This is a genomic window from Roseomonas acroporae, assembly GCF_023223525.1.
GTDB lineage: Bacteria > Pseudomonadota > Alphaproteobacteria > Acetobacterales > Acetobacteraceae > Roseomonas_E > Roseomonas_E acroporae.
The window spans coordinates 1-17,216 of the sequence record NZ_JALPRX010000125.1 but is presented as its reverse complement, the minus strand read 5'-3'; the positions used below and the strand labels follow the sequence as shown (position 1 = coordinate 17,216).

The 17,216-nt window shown below is 74.1% G+C and carries 15 protein-coding genes and 2 riboswitches; of the genes, 9 read left to right on the top strand and 6 right to left on the bottom strand.

Annotated elements, in window-relative coordinates:
- The first annotated feature begins 8 nt into the window (after positions 1-8).
- Positions 9-872 (top strand): endonuclease/exonuclease/phosphatase family protein, encoded by an 864-nt coding sequence (locus M0638_RS24155; RefSeq protein ID WP_248669520.1) that lies wholly within the window; start codon positions 9-11, stop codon positions 870-872.
- A gap of 178 nt (positions 873-1,050) precedes the next feature.
- Positions 1,051-1,947: a PPK2 family polyphosphate kinase gene (locus M0638_RS24150; RefSeq protein ID WP_248669519.1), complete on the top strand. Its 897-nt coding sequence runs from the start codon at positions 1,051-1,053 to the stop codon at positions 1,945-1,947.
- Positions 1,948-2,152: 205 nt separating this feature from the next.
- Here M0638_RS24150 and M0638_RS24145 read toward each other — a convergent pair whose 3' ends face one another.
- Positions 2,153-2,875, bottom strand: coding sequence for a DUF6134 family protein (locus tag M0638_RS24145; RefSeq protein ID WP_248669518.1), 723 nt, complete (start codon positions 2,873-2,875; stop codon positions 2,153-2,155).
- A 185-nt stretch (positions 2,876-3,060) separates the two neighbouring features.
- Between M0638_RS24145 and M0638_RS24140 the strand changes: the two genes are divergently transcribed.
- The 5 genes from M0638_RS24140 to M0638_RS24120 all read left to right on the top strand — a co-directional run bounded on the left by M0638_RS24140 (position 3,061) and on the right by M0638_RS24120 (position 8,616).
- The gene (locus tag M0638_RS24140; protein WP_248669517.1) at positions 3,061-3,588 is read left to right on the top strand and encodes a SixA phosphatase family protein; all 528 of its coding nucleotides are present in this window, start codon (positions 3,061-3,063) and stop codon (positions 3,586-3,588) included.
- 169 nt (positions 3,589-3,757) lie between these two features.
- Positions 3,758-5,329, top strand: a complete 1,572-nt coding sequence (locus M0638_RS24135; RefSeq protein ID WP_248669516.1) for a CHAD domain-containing protein — start codon at positions 3,758-3,760, stop codon at positions 5,327-5,329.
- Between the two features lie 281 nt (positions 5,330-5,610).
- Positions 5,611-6,144 (top strand): thermonuclease family protein, encoded by a 534-nt coding sequence (locus M0638_RS24130; protein WP_248669515.1) that lies wholly within the window; start codon positions 5,611-5,613, stop codon positions 6,142-6,144.
- Positions 6,145-6,292: 148 nt separating this feature from the next.
- Positions 6,293-7,600, top strand: a complete 1,308-nt coding sequence (gene gltA, locus M0638_RS24125; protein ID WP_248669514.1) for a citrate synthase — start codon at positions 6,293-6,295, stop codon at positions 7,598-7,600.
- A 365-nt stretch (positions 7,601-7,965) separates the two neighbouring features.
- Positions 7,966-8,616 (top strand): hypothetical protein, encoded by a 651-nt coding sequence (locus tag M0638_RS24120; protein ID WP_248669513.1) that lies wholly within the window; start codon positions 7,966-7,968, stop codon positions 8,614-8,616.
- Between the two features lie 168 nt (positions 8,617-8,784).
- Here M0638_RS24120 and M0638_RS24115 read toward each other — a convergent pair whose 3' ends face one another.
- The 5 genes from M0638_RS24115 to M0638_RS24095 form a co-directional block, all read right to left on the bottom strand.
- Entirely contained in the window at positions 8,785-9,024 is a 240-nt protein-coding gene (locus M0638_RS24115) for a hypothetical protein (protein WP_248669512.1), read from the bottom strand.
- Positions 9,025-9,134: 110 nt separating this feature from the next.
- Positions 9,135-10,205 carry a tartrate dehydrogenase gene (locus M0638_RS24110; protein ID WP_248669511.1) on the bottom strand — a complete coding sequence of 357 codons (1,071 nt, stop codon included), beginning with the start codon at positions 10,203-10,205 and terminating at the stop codon, positions 9,135-9,137.
- Positions 10,206-10,507: 302 nt separating this feature from the next.
- Positions 10,508-11,089, bottom strand: coding sequence for a tyrosine phosphatase family protein (locus tag M0638_RS24105; protein WP_248669510.1), 582 nt, complete (start codon positions 11,087-11,089; stop codon positions 10,508-10,510).
- A gap of 145 nt (positions 11,090-11,234) precedes the next feature.
- Complete coding sequence (locus tag M0638_RS24100; protein ID WP_408903668.1) at positions 11,235-12,455, bottom strand: M20 aminoacylase family protein; 1,221 nt, start codon at positions 12,453-12,455, stop codon at positions 11,235-11,237.
- A gap of 336 nt (positions 12,456-12,791) precedes the next feature.
- Positions 12,792-13,646 (bottom strand): NAD(P)H-binding protein, encoded by an 855-nt coding sequence (locus tag M0638_RS24095; RefSeq protein ID WP_248669509.1) that lies wholly within the window; start codon positions 13,644-13,646, stop codon positions 12,792-12,794.
- Between the two features lie 300 nt (positions 13,647-13,946).
- A riboswitch (glycine riboswitch) is annotated at positions 13,947-14,047 on the top strand.
- A riboswitch (glycine riboswitch) is annotated at positions 14,048-14,153 on the top strand.
- A gap of 54 nt (positions 14,154-14,207) precedes the next feature.
- Between M0638_RS24095 and M0638_RS24090 the strand changes: the two genes are divergently transcribed.
- Positions 14,208-15,509, top strand: a complete 1,302-nt coding sequence (locus tag M0638_RS24090; RefSeq protein WP_248669508.1) for a D-amino acid dehydrogenase — start codon at positions 14,208-14,210, stop codon at positions 15,507-15,509.
- 167 nt (positions 15,510-15,676) lie between these two features.
- Positions 15,677-17,020, top strand: a complete 1,344-nt coding sequence (locus M0638_RS24085; RefSeq protein ID WP_248669507.1) for an MFS transporter — start codon at positions 15,677-15,679, stop codon at positions 17,018-17,020.
- Positions 17,021-17,216 lie beyond the last annotated feature (196 nt).

Here is a 17,216-nt window from a genome sequence, read left to right as displayed (position 1 = left end):
GCGGCACGATGCGCCTCCCGCCCCTGCTGCTCGCCCTGCTGCTCCTCGCCCTTCCCGCCCGCGCGGCCGAGATCAAGCTCGCCACCTGGAACCTCGCCTGGCTCACCCTGCGCCCGGCCGGCGATCCCGCCCTGCCGCCCGACCTCCCGCATCGCCGGCCCGAGGATTTCGCGGCGCTGCGCGCCTATGCCGACCGGCTCGACGCCGACGTGGTGGCGTTCCAGGAGGTGGACGGACCCGAGGCCGCCGCGCTCGTCTTCGACCCCGCCCGCTACGCGCTGCTCCTCGCCGACGAGGCCGACGTGCAGCGCACCGGCTTCGCCATCCGCCGCGCCCTGCGCGTCACCCGCCATCCGGACCTCGCCGCGCTCGACCTGCTGCCCGATTCGCGCGGCAGCCTGCGGCGGGGCACGGATGTCACGGTGGAATCCGGCACCGCCTCGCTGCGCCTGCTCGCGGTGCACCTCAAGTCCGGCTGCCGCGATGGCTCCCTCGCCGGGCGCGCCCCGCTGCCGCGCGAGTGCGACCTGCTCGCGCGGCAGGTGCCGGTGCTGGCCGGCTGGATCGCGGCGCGGCAGGCCGAGGGCGCCGCCTTCGCCGTGCTCGGCGACTTCAACCGCCGCATGAGCCCGCCCGAGGCGATGCTGCCCGCCCTCACCCGCGCGGCGCCGCTGGCGCGCGCCACCGAAGGCCGCTCCGACCCCTGCCGCGACGGCGCCCCGTTCATCGACCATCTCCTGCTCGGCGGTGCGGCGCGGGACTGGCTGGTGCCGGGCAGCCTACGCGTCCTGGTCTATGCCGAGCGCGATCCGGCGGCGCGCGAGCGGCTCTCCGACCACTGCCCGGTCAGCATCCGCCTGCGCCTGCCCTGAGCCCCCGCCATTCCCGCCGGCCGTCCCACCGGCCTCTCCCACCGGCCTTTCCCATTCTTCCTTCCCGCCGGCCTTCCCCCCTCGGCCCCTCCTCCTTGCTTCCCCGTCGCCGCAGCCTCCCCTGGCCACCGGCGCCACGCCGCGCGACCATCCCCCCGTACAGCGTGCGGAGCGGGGCATGACCAAGAGCATCGAGAAGATCCTGGCGCGTTACCGGGTCACCGACGGCAAGGGCTTCCGCCTCAAGGACTACGACCCGGGCGACACCGCGGGCCTGTCGCTCGACAAGGAGGAGGCCACCGCGGTGCTGCAGAACGGCGTCGGCCGCCTGGCCGAATTGCAGTCCCGGCTCTACGCGCAGGACCGCTGGGCGGTGCTGCTGATGCTCCAGGGCATGGACGCGGCCGGCAAGGACGGGGTGGTCAAGCACGTCTTCAGCGGCGTCAACCCGCTGGGCTGCGAGGTGCACCCCTTCAAGGCCCCCGTCGGCCTCGAGCGCGATCACGACTTCCTCTGGCGCCACGTCATGGCCATGCCGCCACGCGGCCACATCGGCATCCACAACCGGAGCTGGTACGAGGAGGTGCTGGTGGCGCGGGTGCACCCGGAGGTGCTGGCCGGCCAGAAGCTGCCCCGGTCGCTGGTCGGCAGGCACATCTGGGACGAGCGGCTGGAGGACATCGCCGCCTTCGAGCGCTACCTCGCGCGCCAGGGCGTGCTGCCGGTGAAGATCTTCCTCAACCTCTCGAAGGAGGAGCAGCGCACGCGCTTCCTCGCGCGCATCGACGAGCCGGAGAAGAACTGGAAATTCTCCGCCGCCGACGTGATCGAGCGGCGGAGCTGGAAGCAGTACCGGCAGGCCTACGAGGCCGCCATCGCCGCGACCGCCACGCGGCACTCGCCCTGGTACGTGGTGCCGGCGGACCACAAGTGGTTCACCCGGCTGGTGGTCTCGGCGGCCATCATCGAGACGCTGGACGGGCTGGACCTGCGTTACCCGGAGGTCTCGGAGGCCGAGCGCCAGGCCCTCCAGGCGGCCCGGCAGGAGCTGCTGGAGGCCGATGCGACGGAATGACCCGTCCCGCGCGCCGGGGCGGGGCTGCGGCGCCTCCGGCGAAGCGAAGGGGCGGCGCGGCCGGGAGTGAGACGGCCGCATGCGCGGCTGGGAGCAAGAGGGCCGCATGTGCGGCCGGGAGCAAGAGGGCCGCATGCGCGGCTGGGAGCAAGACGGCCGGCCTTCCCGGCGCCGGCCGCGGCGTGCCCCCGGCCGGGCCGGGGCTTCAGGCGCGCTCGTAGGTCACGGTGCTGCCGTCATCGCCCTTGGTGACGAAGCCGACCAGCGTGTCGTCCCGGTCGTACCAGGCCTCGCCCTCGGCGTCGCCGGTGACGCGCCAGTGCTGATGGCCGTTGTCGTCCGGCAGGCGCTGGGCGCGGGCCTGGAGCGGCTGCCCGGTGCCCCCGTCGAAGAGCGGGCGGGTCAGCACGGCGGGGTTCCACCAGGTCAGCGGCGCCGCCTCGGCCGGCAGGCGCACGGGGCCGGCCGGCAGCAGGGCGGTCAGGCCGCCGCCCTCCGCGCGCACCGTGACGTCGCTGACGCGGCCGTTGCGGTCCTGGTGGCTGGTGAAGGACCGGAGCCGGTCGCCCTGCCAGATTTCCGCGGTGAGATGGGCGTAGCGGAACACCGTGAAGCCGGCGAGGCGCACCGCGATCTGCACGTCGCCCCGCGCCTCGACGCCGTTGCCGCTCCGGCTCACCGAGATCTGGTGCGTGCCGATCTGCGAGCCGCTGCGCATGATGCGGAACTGCGCCGTGCCCGCCGCCGCCCCTGCCGCGACCGGCCAGGCCAGCAGCGCGGCGGGCAGCAGCAGCGCCGCGCGCCGGCCCGGACCGCGCCGCGCCGGCCCCGACGCGGCCCGCGGCGCGCCACCCGCGGCGGCTCCCCCGGCCACCTCCCTCACGACGTCCCTGGCATCGTCCCTGGCATCGTCCCTGGCGGCTTCCAACGGTCCCTTGCCTCCTCGCAGCGTCCCGCCGGCAGATGGGCGCCTCGCCGCGGCGCGAGAAGGGGCCGGCGGCACGCGCGGGGCGGCGCCCCCGCCTTTCTCCGGCCGGCACCCTGCGCGGCCGGGTACGGAACCGGGCGCTGCAAGGGCGACACGCGCCGCCCGGCATGGCAGGATGCGGTGCGATGCGTCAATTGCTGCTGCTGCGCCATGCCAAGTCGTCCTGGGACGACCCCCTCCTCTCCGATCATGCCCGGCCGCTGAACGCCCGCGGCCGGCGTGCCGCCGCCCTGATGGCGCAGGCGCTGCGCGACCTCGAGCTCACGCCCGAGGTGGTGCTGGTCTCCTCGGCGCGCCGCACCCTGCAGACGCTGGAGGCGCTCTCGCCGCTGCCGGATTCGCCGATCGTCGAGCCGATGGACGACCTGTACCTCGCCCCCTGGCAAAGACTGCTGGAGGCCCTGCACACGGTGCCCGAGACCGCCCGCAGCGTGCTGCTGGTGGCGCACAACCCGGGCCTGCACGACCTCAGCCTGCAATTGCTGGGCAGCCCCGCGCGGCCGACCCCGCAGGAAGCGGCGCTGCTGGAGGACTATCCGACCGGCGCGCTGGTGGAATTCTCGCTGGCGACCCCGTGGCGCGAGCTGCAGCCGGGCCGTTCCCGGCTGATCCGTTTCCTCCGGCCGCGCGACCTGCCGGACCATCCAGGCTGAGCGCCACACGGTGAACCACGTGCCGGCTCCGGACACCCTGCCCCAGCCAGACGGCGCCACGCGCCCGGCCGCGGCGGCGCGCGACGCCCCGGACCGGTCGCCGGGGGAGCCGCCGGCGGACGCTTCGGGCGTACCCGAGGCTGCCCCCGCCGACCCGGCGGAAGCCGTCATGCGGCTGGAGCTCGACCTCGAACCGCCCGGCGAGGCCCCGGCCGCGCCCGGACGGCCGACCGGGACGGGATTGCCGGGCTGGGCCGACGCCGCCCGCATCCTGCGCCACCCCGCCCTCCGGCGGGGACGGGTCGGCACGGTGCGCACCGTGGCCGAGGAGCTGGTCTGGCTGGACACGCCGGACGGCACGCTGGCCCGCCAGGGCCTGCTGCTGGAATCGCCCCGCCGCGGGGAGCGGCGGCTGGTGCGGGTCCTGCCCGGGCCGGGCGAGGGCTGGCAGCCAGGCCAGCCCGCCACGACGGTGCCGGCCTCGGCCCTGCCGGCCGCCGCGGCGGCGAACCTGCTGCCGGTCGCCGGCTTCGTCGGCCGCCGCGGCCAGTTCCTCGTGCCCGGGCCGGCCGGGACGGTCGCGGTCACGCTGCTGGCCGGGCGGCTGCGCGGCCTGATCGCCGAGCGGCCGGTGGCGCGGCTGGTGCTGGAAGGCCCCGTGCCGGCCGTGCTCGCCCTGGCGCACGCCCTGGCGCATTCCTCCACGGGGGCCCTGCCGGCGCATGCGGCGCTGCCGGAGGCGGCGCGCGCCCTGGCGCGCGGCGAGTCGCCGCGGCCGCGCTGCCGCGGCGCGCCGGATCTGTCGGGCGCGGAAACGGTGGAGGCGGCGCTGGCCGTGGCGCTCGGCCACCTCGTCGAGGTGCTGCTGGCGCAGCAGCCGCTGGCCCAGCTGGCCGCGGGGCCGGAAGGCGTGCATCAGATGCGGGTCGGGCTGCGCCGGCTTCGCTCGGTGCTGAAGGCGTTCCGGCCCGCCGTGGACGGGCCGGCGCTGCGCGCCTTCGATGCCGGGTTGCAGGCGCTGGCGCGGCTGCTCGGCCCGGCCCGGGACTGGGACGTATTCCTGGGCGGGATGGCGGCGGATCTGGCGGCCGCCCTGCCCGGGGGAGCGGCGGGAGAGCCGCGCCTCGCCGCGCTGCTGCGCGCCGGCGAGGCGGCGCGCGAGGCGGCCTATGCCGCGCTGCGCGAGGCGCTCGACGGCGAGGCCTTCCGGCGGCTGATGCTGGAGGCGCTGGCGCTGCTGCTGGAGCGGCGGTGGCGCGACGGCGCGGCCGAGGACGCGGCGCTGCCGGAGCGGCTGGCGGCCCCGGTCCGCCGCCACGCCGCCAGGGTGCTGGAGCGCCGCTGGCGGCGGCTGCGCCGGGACGCCGCCGAGATCGAGACCATGCCGGTCGAGGCGCTGCACGCGCTGCGGCTGGAGGGCAAGCGGCTGCGCTACCCGGCGGAGCTGTTCGCGGCGCTCTGGCCCGGCCGCGCGACGGCGCGCTTCCTGCGCCGCCTGTCGGCCCTCCAGGAGGCGCTGGGCCTGGCCAACGACGCGGCGGTGGCGCGCTCGCTCACCGGCTCGCTGCCCGCCGGGCGGTCGGGAGGCGGGCGATCAGGAGGCGGGCGGTCGGGCGGGCAGGCCTGGGCGGCCGGGCTGGTCGAGGGCTGGGCCCTCGCCCGGGCCGAGCCGCTGCGCGCGGAGTCGGTGCGCGCCTGGGAGCGACTCGCGCGCTGCGACCGGTTCTGGGACGAGGCCTGAGGACGGGCGGCGGGCCTGTCGGTCCCGCGGAGAAGCGGCCCCGCAGGGGCATCCGCCCCCGTGCGGTCCTGCGCGGCGCCTCGCGACGGGTCGAAGGCACCGTCGCCGATCCGGGTCGCGCACCGCCCCGCGGCCGGTCCCGGCACCCCGCCGGGCGCGAGGCAACGGTTGCGGCGCAATATCGGGCTGGGCTAAGGCGCTGAACCGTCATGCACCGTCGACGCATCTTCAAGCCCGCCCGCACCGCCAGATCCTGGTCCCCGCTCCGGCGAGGGCCGGCAATGCTGGCGTTGCTGGGCCTGGCGGGGGCCGGGGCGGTGGCGGTCGGGCTGCCGGCCGACCTGTTCGGCTCCGCGCCCCGCCAGTCCGAATGGATCGCCGACGCGACCGGCCTGCGCGTGGTGGACGGCGAGACCCTGCGTCTCGGCGAGCGGGTGGTGCGCCTCGCCGGGCTGAAGGCGCCGCAGCGTGGCCAGTCCTGTCGCGTGGAGGGCCACGCCGGCCCGACCCGCGGCGCGGGGGAGACCGCCCCGGGGGAGGCGGACTGCGGCACGCTGGCCGCGACGGCGCTGGCCGGGCTGCTGGGCAGGCGGGGGCTGACCTGCCGCCTCGACGGCTTCGACCGGTTCGGGCGCGGGCTCGGCCACTGCCTGGCCGGCGAGACGGAACTGAACCAGGCGATGGTGGCCGGCGGCTGGGCCCTGGCCGATGCCGGGGCGCCGCCGGCGCTGCGGCGCGCCGAGGCCACGGCCCGCGAGGCCGGGCGCGGCTTCTGGGCGGCAGGCGCCGTCCCGCCCGCCGGCTGGCGTGACTGATCCCGGCAGGCGGGGCGGCATGACACCGTCGCAACCCGCGCCGCGAGGCGCCTCCGGCACGTTGCCAGGATGAGACGCCGACCGATATCGTGCACCGCATCATAAGGGTCGGCCGCCCCGGCCCGCCCCCAGGCAAGGAAGCTGCAGCATGAGCAGTACGTCCCCCAAGACTGCCACCCTCTCGCTCGAAGGGACGAATCGCAGCGCCACCTTGCCGATCATCGAGGGCACGATCGGCCCGCCGGTGGCCGACATCCGCAAGCTCTACAACGAGCTCGGCATCTTCACCTTCGACCCGGGCTACGGCGGCACCGCGGCCTGCGACAGCAAGATCACCTACATCGACGGCGATGCGGGCGTTCTGCTGTACCGCGGCTACCCGATCGAGCAGCTCGCCGAGAAGTCGGACTTCATCGAGGTCTGCTACCTGCTGCTGAACGGCGAGCTGCCGACCGAGGCGCAGCTCAAGGAGTTCAGCCATGGTGTCACGACGCACACCATGCTGCACGAGCAGCTGCGCAGCTTCTTCAACGGCTTCCGCCGCGACGCCCACCCGATGGCGGTGCTGTGCGGCGTGGTCGGCGCGCTCTCGGCCTTCTACCACGACAGCCTCGACATCAACGACCCGAAGCAGCGCGAGATCAGCGCCTTCCGCCTGATCGCCAAGGTGCCGACCATTGCCGCCTGGGCCTACAAGTACTCGATCGGCCAGCCCTTCGTGTACCCGCGCAACGACCTCGGCTACGCCGCCAACTTCCTCTACATGCTGAACGCGGTGCCGGCCGAGGAGTACAAGGTCAACCCGATCCTCTGCCGCGCCATGGACCGCATCCTGGTGCTGCACGCGGACCACGAGCAGAACGCCTCCACCTCCACGGTGCGCCTCGCGGGCTCGACCGGCGCCAACCCCTTCGCCTGCATCGCCGCCGGCATCGCGGCGCTGTGGGGCCCGGCGCATGGCGGCGCCAACGAGGCGGTGCTGAAGATGCTCGCCGAGATCGAGCACCCGAAGAACATCCCGGACTTCATCGAGAAGGTGAAGGACAAGAACAGCAACGTGAAGCTGATGGGCTTCGGGCACCGGGTCTACAAGAACTTCGATCCGCGCGCGAAGATCATGCAGGCGACCTGCCACGAGGTGCTGGGCGAGCTCGGCATCAAGGACGAGCCGATGCTCGACATGGCGATGGAGCTGGAGCGGATCGCGCTCTCCGACGACTACTTCATCCAGCGCAAGCTCTACCCGAACGTCGATTTCTACTCGGGCATCATCCTCAAGGCGATGGGCATCCCGACCCACATGTTCACCGTGCTCTTCGCCGTGGCCCGCACGGTGGGCTGGGTGAGCCAGTGGAAGGAGATGATCGAGGATCCGGCGCAGCGCATCGGCCGCCCGCGGCAGATCTACACGGGCGCGCCGCAGCGCGACTACGTGGCGGTGGCCGAGCGCGGCTGAGCCGCCGCCCGGACGCGCACGAGCCGCCGGCCGGAAACGGCCGGCGGCTTTTTTTTGTCCGTGGCGAGGGAGGGAAGCGGCGACGGGCAGCAGCCGCGCGCGATTTGAAGTCCGGTCTTCGCAAGAAGCGGCAAGTAACTGCGGCATCGGGACAATGCCTGCCGCATCCCGACACAGGCGCGCGGCAATGGAAGGGCCCGCGATCGACGGATAACTCAACCCTCGATTGTCCTTTGTGTTTTTTTGCATTTCTCGCTTGCTGTGGCGCATCTCGATGGGTCGCGGCGTCCACTTTCACGCTTGCGTGATTACAGTCCGTAGTAAATACTCGCCCATAGGTTGCTAAACATGACAGGATACGCCTAATGGGAGATACACTACGCGCTGCGGTTGCTCCCAGCCTCGACGCGCAGGTGCGGCGTCGGCTGCGCACCTGGCCGCAGCGTCCGCCCGGGGCGGGAGAGTCGATCTGCCAGCCCGGCACCTGGTTGCGCGGCCGCCCGAACGCCGCGCCCGACATCGCCCAGCCCTTCCTGAAGCTGCCCGGCTCCAACCGGCTCCGGACCCTGCCGGACGGGCTCTGGCTGCACTTCAGCGCCGATCGGCACGATCCCTACGTGGACGTGCTGTGCATCGAGGCCTGCTCCAGCCTGCAGAACCTCCTGGACAAGCGCTCCCGCTTCGCGCCCTCGACCGGCTCGCTGCTCGCCGTCTGCCCGCAGGCATGGCTGATGGCGCCGGCGCAGCCGGACGACACGATGCCGCGCTGGAAGCAGATCCGGCTCCTGTGGGGCGAGCCGGCGGGGCCGCTGGTGCTGCCGGTGCGCGACGTGCGGGTGCTGTTCGGCCTGAAGGCGCACCACTACGACGGCTTCGTCCGCAGCCAGGCCCCGCATCCGCACGAATACTACTGCAAGATGGACGTGCTGACCGACGAGCACGGCCCCGAGAACCCGGCCCTGCGGGCGCTGATCGCCCGAGCCGGCACCGCCGCCAACTTCATGGAACTGCCCTGAGGGCAGGCGTGGCCGGGGCGGGCCGCCCGGGACGCGGGTTCACCACGGCGGCGGCAGGCCGGGAGCCTGCGCGGCGGTGACGTTCAGGCAGGGGCGGCGCGGGAGGGGAAGGCCGGCGCGGGCGATCCCGGCGCGGGCAATCCCGGCCCCGACACCCTCAGGGCACCCTCAGTCGCAGTCGCAGCCGTCGGTCGGCCCGACGCTTTCCTGGACCACGTGGTGGTCGATCCACTCCGCGACGAGGCGGCGCGCCTCGTTCAGCGACGCCTCGGGGTGATGGATGCGGTAGAGGGAGGTGCAGGCCTGGAAGGAGGCGAGATCGTCGTTGCCGCCGTCCCGCAACTCGCGATAGGCCGTCACCACGGCACGCTCGCAACGGCGGGCGATGTGGCTGAGGTCGCGATCCATCAAGGCCTCCTGACTGCGAGCGAGTTGCGAATCACTCGCAAATCCTGGGTCATGTTAGCGAGGCGTGTTTGCCGTTTCAAGCCGACAAGACGCTGCAACGCAACATCGCGTCAGCCGGCCGCCACCGCCTCGGCCAGCGCCTTGCCGAGATCGACCGTGGAAGCCTGCCCGCCGAGGTCGCGCGTGCGCGGCCCGCCCTCGGCCAGCAGGGTCTCGATCGCCTTCACGATGGCATCCGCCGCCTGCTTCTCGCCGAGATGTTCCAGCATCATCGCCCCCGACCAGATCTGGCCGATCGGGTTGCAGATGCCCTTGCCCGCGATGTCGGGCGCCGAGCCGTGCACCGGCTCGAACATGGAGGGATAGGTCTTCTCGGGGTTGATGTTGGCCGAGGGCGCGATGCCGATCGAGCCCGCGACCGCCGGGCCGAGGTCGGAGAGGATGTCGCCGAACAGGTTGGAACCCACCACCACGTCGAACCAGTCCGGGTGCTGCACGAACTGGGCGCAGAGGATGTCGATGTGGAACTGGTCGGTCTTCACCTCCGGGTACTGCGCGGCCATGGCGGCGAAGCGCTCGTCCCAGTAGGGCATGGTGAAGGTGATGCCGTTGGACTTGGTGGCGCTCGTCACCTTCTTCCGCGGCCGGGTCATCGCCAGCTCGAAGGCGTAGCGCAGGATGCGGTCGGTGCCGGTGCGGGTCAGCACGCTCTGCTGGCTGACGAATTCCCGGTCCGTGCCCTCGAACATGCGGCCGCCGACGGAGGAGTACTCGCCCTCCGTGTTCTCGCGCACCACGTAGAAGTCGATCTCGGCCGGGGTGCGGCCGGCGAGCGGCGTGCGCACGCCCGGCATCAGCCTGCAGGGCCGCAGGCTGACATACTGGTCGAAGCCGCGCCGCATCGGGATCAGCAGGCCCCAGAGCGAGATGTGGTCCGGCACGCCCGGCCAGCCCACCGCGCCGAGGAAGATCGAATCGGCCGGGCGGAGCTGTTCCAGCCCGTCCTCCGGCATCATCCTGCCGGTCTCCTTGTAGGTCTCGCAGGACCAGTCGAAGTGGTCGAGGGTCAGCTCGAAGCCGAATTTCCGCGCGGCGGCGTCGAGGACGCGCAGGCCCTCGGGCACCGTCTCCTTGCCGATGCCGTCGCCCGGCACCACCGCGATCCGGTACTTGCGCGCCATGTCGTTCGCTCCCTGCGCTGAACCGGACGCAGGGTGGCGGCGGGACCGGCGGGCCGCAAGCCCGGGAGGGGAGCGGGATGCCGGCCCAGGCGGGCTTGCGCGGCCTGCGCCACGGAGGGCGGTCGGCGAAGGCAGGCTGCGCAGCCTGCCCGGCCATTCGTCCATGCGCAAACCTCCAGAGGTTTGCTCATGTCCATGCGCAAACCTCCAGAGGTTTGCTCAGCCGCGTTCCGCCACGGGCCGCGGCACCCGGGCGGCCCGTCCGTGCCGCCGCGCGCCTCCCCTTCCGGCGGCAGGGCCCGTCAGGCGGCGGCGCGCGCCGCCGCCACCTCGCGGCCGCGCCCCGCGCCGGTCATCAGCTCGGCCAGGTGCGGGCGGATGTCGAGCTGCAGGCGGTAGACCTCGGCCGCCGCCGCGGGCAGCGCGCCGCCGCGCCCGAGCAGCGCGTCGCCCATCTCCAGCAGCCGCAGGTTGGGCCAGGTCTTGGGCCGCATGCGCAGCACCTCGTCCAGGATATCGCCGGCCGGCACCAGGGGCAGCGCCTGCGCCAGGATCAGCGTCATCGCGGCGGTGGAGCGGGAGATGCCGGCGTGGCAGTGCACCAGCAGGTGCGCGTCCTCCCGGCGCTCCGCCTCCAGGTCGCGCCCGAAGGCCAGGAGCTGCGCCACGTCGGCCTCGGCCGGCGCCACCTTGCCCGGCGTCTCCTCGATCACGTCGTCGAAGCGCAGCTCCAGCTTCGCGTGCTCGCCGAAGCGGCCGAAGGCCTCGGGCACCGGCCAGGCGGGATCGAGGATGGAGAGCACGTGGCTGACGCCGACGGCGCAGTGCCCGTCCAGCTCCTCGATGCCGCAGACGGTGAGTCGGAAGGGGGGGTTCAGGTCCACGCGGCGGCTCCGACGGTTCCTCGCGGCTGCGCGCAGCCGGCCCGCCTGCTGTAGACGCGCGGCGGGCCGGCGGGAAGCGGCGTTGCCATGTCGCGGAGCCGGCGGGCGGACCGGGAGGAGGCCGGCGCTCCCGCTGGAAGGCGGTTCAGGCCACGGCGCCGTCGGCGGCCGGCGCCAGCGCCCGCTCGGCCAGCGCCGCCCACCAGGCGGCGCCGAGCGGCAGGATCGCGTCGTTGAAGTCGTAGCGCGGATGGTGGACCTGGGGGTCGTCCGGTCCGCGCCCGGCGCCGAGCAGGATGTAGCTGCCGGGCAGCGCCTCCAGCATGTAGCTGAAGTCCTCGCCCACCACGGTGGGCAGCGGCAGGGCGCGCACCCGCGCGGCGCCGGCCACCGACTCGGCGGCCTCGCGCGCCAGGGCGGTGGGGCCGGGCGCGTTCACCGTGGCCGGGCAGATCACCGTCATCCGCGCCTCGGCGCGGGCGCCGAAGGCGGCCGCCACGCCCTCGGTGATCGCGGTGAACTTCCGCCCGATCAGCGCCCCCACCTCGGGCCGGAACCAGCGCGCCGTGCCGAGCAGGCTGACCGATTCCGGGATCACGTTCCAGGTGTCGCCCCCGCTGATGCGGCCGATGGTCAGCACGCCGGCCTCGGCCGGATCGACCGAGCGCGACACCACCGATTGCAGCGCGGTGACGATCTGCGCCGCGATCACCACCGGGTCGTTGCCCATGTGCGGCATGGCGCCGTGCGCGCCGGTGCCGGTGACGGTGGCCTCCAGCGTCGCCACGGCGGCCATGATCGGGCCCTCGCGCCAGGCGAACTCGCCCTCGGGCAGGGCAGGCCAGTTGTGCAGGCCGAAGACCTGGCGCATCGGGAAGCGGCGGAACAGCCCCGCCTCGACCATGGCGCGGCCGCCGCCGACGCCCTCCTCGGCGGGCTGGAAGATCGCGTAGACGGTGCCGGCGAAGTCCCGCGTCGCGGCGAGGTGGCGGGCGGCGCCGAGCAGCATCGCCGTGTGCCCGTCATGCCCGCAGGCGTGCATCCGCCCGGGGGTGCGCGAGGCCCAGGGCAGGCCGGTGGCCTCCTCGATGGGCAGCGCGTCCATGTCGGCGCGCAGGCCGACCGCCGCCGCGTCCCCCGTCCCCTCCCCCTTTGCCGCCCGCCGGCGGCGTCCGTGGATCACGCCGACCACGCCGGTGCCGGCGAGGCCCGTCACCACCTCGTCCACACCGGCCTCGCGCAGCCGGTCGGCGACGAAGGCGGCGGTGCGGTGCTCCTCGAAGCCCAGTTCCGGATGGGCGTGCAGGTCGCGCCGCCACCCCGTCATCGCGTCGGCCAGGCGGCCGATTCCGTCGGGGATGGTCAAGGCCGGCCCCTCGCCGTGCGGCGTCCGGTCATCGGTGGCGGCTCCGTCGCTGTCCTGGCGCGGCGCGGGCCGCGCGACTCCGGTACAGGGGCACGGGGCCGCGTGTCCAGCACCGCCATCCCGGCCTGCCCGCCCATGCGCGGGCGGCGGCAGCCGGCCCGCGGCCGGCGGCGCTGACAGCCTGTTTGGGAAGCCTGCGGGTCGGTCTGGCGGGTCTTTTCCGCGCCGGGAGCGTCAGGGGCTTGGCACGATGCCCCGCATCGCGCCGGCGTCCCTTCCTTCCCGGCACGAAAAATCCCTCGCCATCCCTCCGCCGCAGGCTTCTCAAACAGGCTGTCAGCCCGGCGCGGGCGGCGACAGGGTCCGCGCCAGCCCCGCCGCCAGCGGCATCGGCGCCACGCCGAGTTCCCGCCGCATCGGGCCGATGTCGAAGTCCTTGTCCTCCAGCAGCCGCCGCACCTCGGCGGCGCGGATCGTGGGCAGGCCGGGCAGCAGCCGGGTCAGCGGCGCCAGCAGGCGCAGCGGCAGCGCCGGCACCGGCAGCACCGGCGGCGGGCGCTGGCCGGCGGCGCGGGCCACGGCGGCCAGGAAGTCGCGGTAGGGCACGGGCTCCGGCCCCGCGATCACCAGCACCTCGGGCCCCGGCCAGTCCCGGCGCAGCGCGGCGAGCAGCGCGGCGGTCACGTCGTCCTGGTGGATCGGCTGCACCAGGGCGCGGCCGCCGCCGGGCAGCGGCGCCACCGGCAGGCGGCGCAGCAGGGCGGCCAGGCGCTGCACGTTGTCCTCGCCCTGGGCGCCGTAGATCATGGTCGGGTGCAGCATCGCGCCGGGGTGGCCGGCGGCGAGGAAGGCGGCCTCGCCGGCGCGCACCCCGTCGCCATGCGCGTCCGGCCAGCGCGAGAAGCGGCGCGTCGAGCCCATCAGCACGAAGCCGGCGGCGGGCGGCGCGGCGGCGAGCAAGGCGGGCGCCCAGCGCGCATGGGCGCAGGAGACGACCCGGTCCGCCCCGGCCAGGGCCGCGCGCAGGGCCGCCGCGTCGCGCAGGTCGGCGAGGCGCGGCGTGCCGGGCAGGCCGAGCGCCGACCAGCGCGCCGGGTCGCGCACCACCGGCACGAACGGCATGCCGGCGGCGGCGAGGGCGCGGCAGAGCGCGGCGCCGGAGCGGCCGGAGGCGCCGACGACGTGGATCAAGGCTGCCCTCCCGGCCGGGCGACGGTCGGGTGGATCGGTCGGTCGGTCATGCCGGGGAATTCTCGCGGGCCGGTAGGGGCGACGGTGGGCCAGGGGATGGTGGCCAAGGACGGATGGCGATCATCGCCCGGACGGTCCGCCCTGGCCAGTTCGACCGGAATCGAGGCATTCGCCCGATGTTTGTGCTCATATGACAGGCATTCGCCCCGAATCGGGCGGAAGATCGCGCGAAAGGCTCGAAATCGGGCAAGATTCACGTTGACCGGCCCTGTCGACCTGACCCATTTTCCACCCGTCCGCAAACGGAACGCGGGAGAGTGCGTCGGGCCGGAAAGGCCGCGGCGCCGCCGACGGAGCAACCCCCCGGGAAACTCTCAGGCACCCAGGACCGCGCTTCCCAGGACGATCTGGAGAGAGGTGCCGCAAGGCACCCACCGAAGGGGATGCCCGCTTCGCCCGCGAGGGTGGCCGGGTCACGCTCTCAGGTACAGGGACAGATGGGGGCAGCCACACGGACATCGAGAGCCGTGCGCTGCGAACCCGTGTCCTGGAGCACGTACCGTGAGCAAAGTCGCCGTCATCGGATCCGGCATCACCGGCGTCACCACCGCCTACGCCCTGCTGCAGCGCGGCCATTCCGTGGTCGTGCTCGACCGGCAGCGCTACGCCGCCATGGAAACCTCCTTCGCCAATGGCGGGCAGCTCTCGGCCTGCAACGCCGAGGTGTGGAACAGCACCGCCACCATCCTCAAGGGCCTGAAGTGGATGCTGCGGCAGGACGCGCCGCTGCTGCTCAACCCGCGCCCCTCGGTGCACAAGTATTCCTGGCTCGGCGAGTTCATCGGCCATATCCGCCACTACCGCGAGAACACGATCGCCACCACGCGGCTCGCCATCGAGGCGCGCAAGTACCACTGCGCCATCGCCGAGCAGGAGGGCTTCGACTTCGACGTCGAGCACCGTGGCATCCTGCACATCTACCGCGACAAGGCCGGCTTCGACGCCGCCGCCCGCGTCAACCCGCTGCTGGTCGAGGGCGGGCTCGACCGCCGCGCCGTGACGCCCGAGGAGATGCGGGCCATCGAGCCGACGCTGCACGGCCAGTACCATGGCGGCTTCTTCACCCCGTCCGACTCCACCGGCGACATCCACAAGTACACGCGCGGCCTCGCCGAGGCCTGCATGCGCCGCGGCGCCCGCTTCCTGTTCGAGGCGGACGTGACCGGCATCACCCACGGCCCCGACGGCATCGCCATCGCCTGGCGGCCCGCTGACGGCAAGGCGGGCGGCGGCAAGGCGGGCGACGGCAAGCAGGGCGCGGCCGAGGTGGAGCGGGTGGACAACGTGGTGGTCTGCGCCGGCGTCGCCTCCCGCCGCTTCGCCGCCATGCTGGGCGACCGCATCAACGTCTACCCGGTGAAGGGCTACTCCATCACCGTCCACCTGGACGACGCGGCGAGCCAGGCGGCGGCGCCGACCGTCAGCCTGCTCGACGACGCCACCAAGATCGTCACCAGCCGCCTCGGCCGCGACCGCTTCCGCGTCGCCGGCACCGCCGAGTTCAACGGCGAGAACCGCGACATCCGCGCCGACCGCATCCGCCCGCTGGTGCAGTGGACGGAGCAGCTCTTCCCCGGCGTCTCCACCGCCCGCGCCGTGCCCTGGGCCGGGCTGCGGCCGATGACGCCGAACCTGATGCCGCGCATCGGCGCCGGCAGCCGGCCGGGCGTGTTCTACAACACCGGCCACGGCCATCTCGGCTGGACCCTCTCGGCCGCGACGGCCCAGATGGTGGCCGAGGCGCTGCACGACCGCGCCACCAGCAACCGCGCCCCGGCCACGCTGCGGCCGCTGGCGGCCTGAGGCCGCCCCGCGCGCCGACCCGCTGACGGGCGGCGCGCACCACCCTCCCTTCGCCTTCCCTCCCCGACCGATCCTTCGGCCAGCCGCCCCCGCCACGGGGCGCGGCATGGCCGGAGCCTGTCCGCCCCATGAACAGGCCGGCGCCGCCGCTGGCCGCAGGATCAGCCATGTCCGCCACCCTGCTGGAGCGCGCCGACCCGGCCGCCGCCGACCTCCCGCCCGCCGACGCCACCGCCCTCGCCGAGGAGCGGCGCGCGCGCCGGCGCGGCGTCGCCGCCGCCGTGATCGGCAACGCGCTGGAATTCTACGACTTCACCACCTACGCCTTCTTCGCGGTGATGATCGGCCGCGCCTTCTTCCCCACGGGCGACGCCTGGAGCAGCCTGCTGCTCTCCGTCGCCACCTTCGGCGTCGGCTTCGTCACCCGCCCGATCGGCGGCGTGCTGATCGGCGCCTATGCCGACCGCGCCGGCCGCAAGCCGGCGATGATGCTGACCATCGCCCTGATGGCTGCCGGCATGCTGCTGCTGGCGCTGACGCCCGGCTACGCGACGATCGGCTACGCCGCGCCGGTGCTGATCGTGCTCAGCCGGCTGATCCAGGGCTTCGCGCTGGGCGGCGAGGTCGGGCCGGCCACCGCCTACCTGCTGGAGAGCGCGCCCGCCGACCGGCGCGGCCTGTTCGGGAGCTGGCAGCTCGCCAGCCAGGGCATCGCGACGCTGGTCGCGGGCACGATCGGCGTGCTGCTCTCCACCCTGCTCGACGCCGGGCAGATGCAGAGCTGGGGCTGGCGCATCCCGTTCCTGCTCGGCCTCGCCATCATCCCGGTCGGGATCTACATCCGCAACAACGTGCCGGAGACGGCGGGCGAGGCCGCGGGCGGCGCCGAGGCCTCCACCGTCGCCGTGCTGGCGCGGCTGGCGAGGTCGCACGGCAGCACGCTGCTGCTGACCGTGCCGCTGCTGCTCTGCGGCACCGTCTCGAACTTCGTCAGCAACTACATGACGACCTACGCCATCACCACGCTGCACCTGCCCGCCAGCCTCTCGATCGCCGCGACCGCGGTGGTCGGCGCCTCGGTGTTCGTCTTCGCCCTGCTCGGCGGCTGGCTGTCGGACCGCTACGGCCGCCGCGTGGTGATGATCGTGCCCCGCGTCGCGCTGCTGCTCGCCGCCTATCCGGCCTTCCTGCTGATGACCACGGCGCCCGGCGCCGCCACGCTGCTCGGCATGTCCGCCCTGCTCGCCATCCTGGCCGCGGTCAGCGGCGCGGCCAGCATCGTCGCCATCCCCGAGATGCTGCCGCGCGCCGTGCGCAGCGCCGGCCTGTCGATCGCCTACGCCTTCGTGGTGACGGTGTTCGGCGGCACCACGCAGCTGGTGGTAACCTGGCTGATCGGCGTGACGGGCGACCCGCTCGCGCCGGCCTACTACCTGATCGCCACCAGCGTCATCGGCGTCCTGGCCATGTTCGCCATGCCCGAGACCGGGCGCGGCGAGCTGGCCGACTGATACCGGCCCGCGCAAGTCCTGACTTGCGCGGGCCGGTATCGCGCGCGGGGTTGGTGGGGCGGCCGCGCGCCGGACCGACGAATCGTGCGGGTCCGCACTGGTGCGGACCCGCACGAGCCCCGGAAAGAGAGGACCACACCATGACCGAGACCATCCTCGACACGATCCGCGCGGCCGAGCCCGGGCTGGTGGCGCT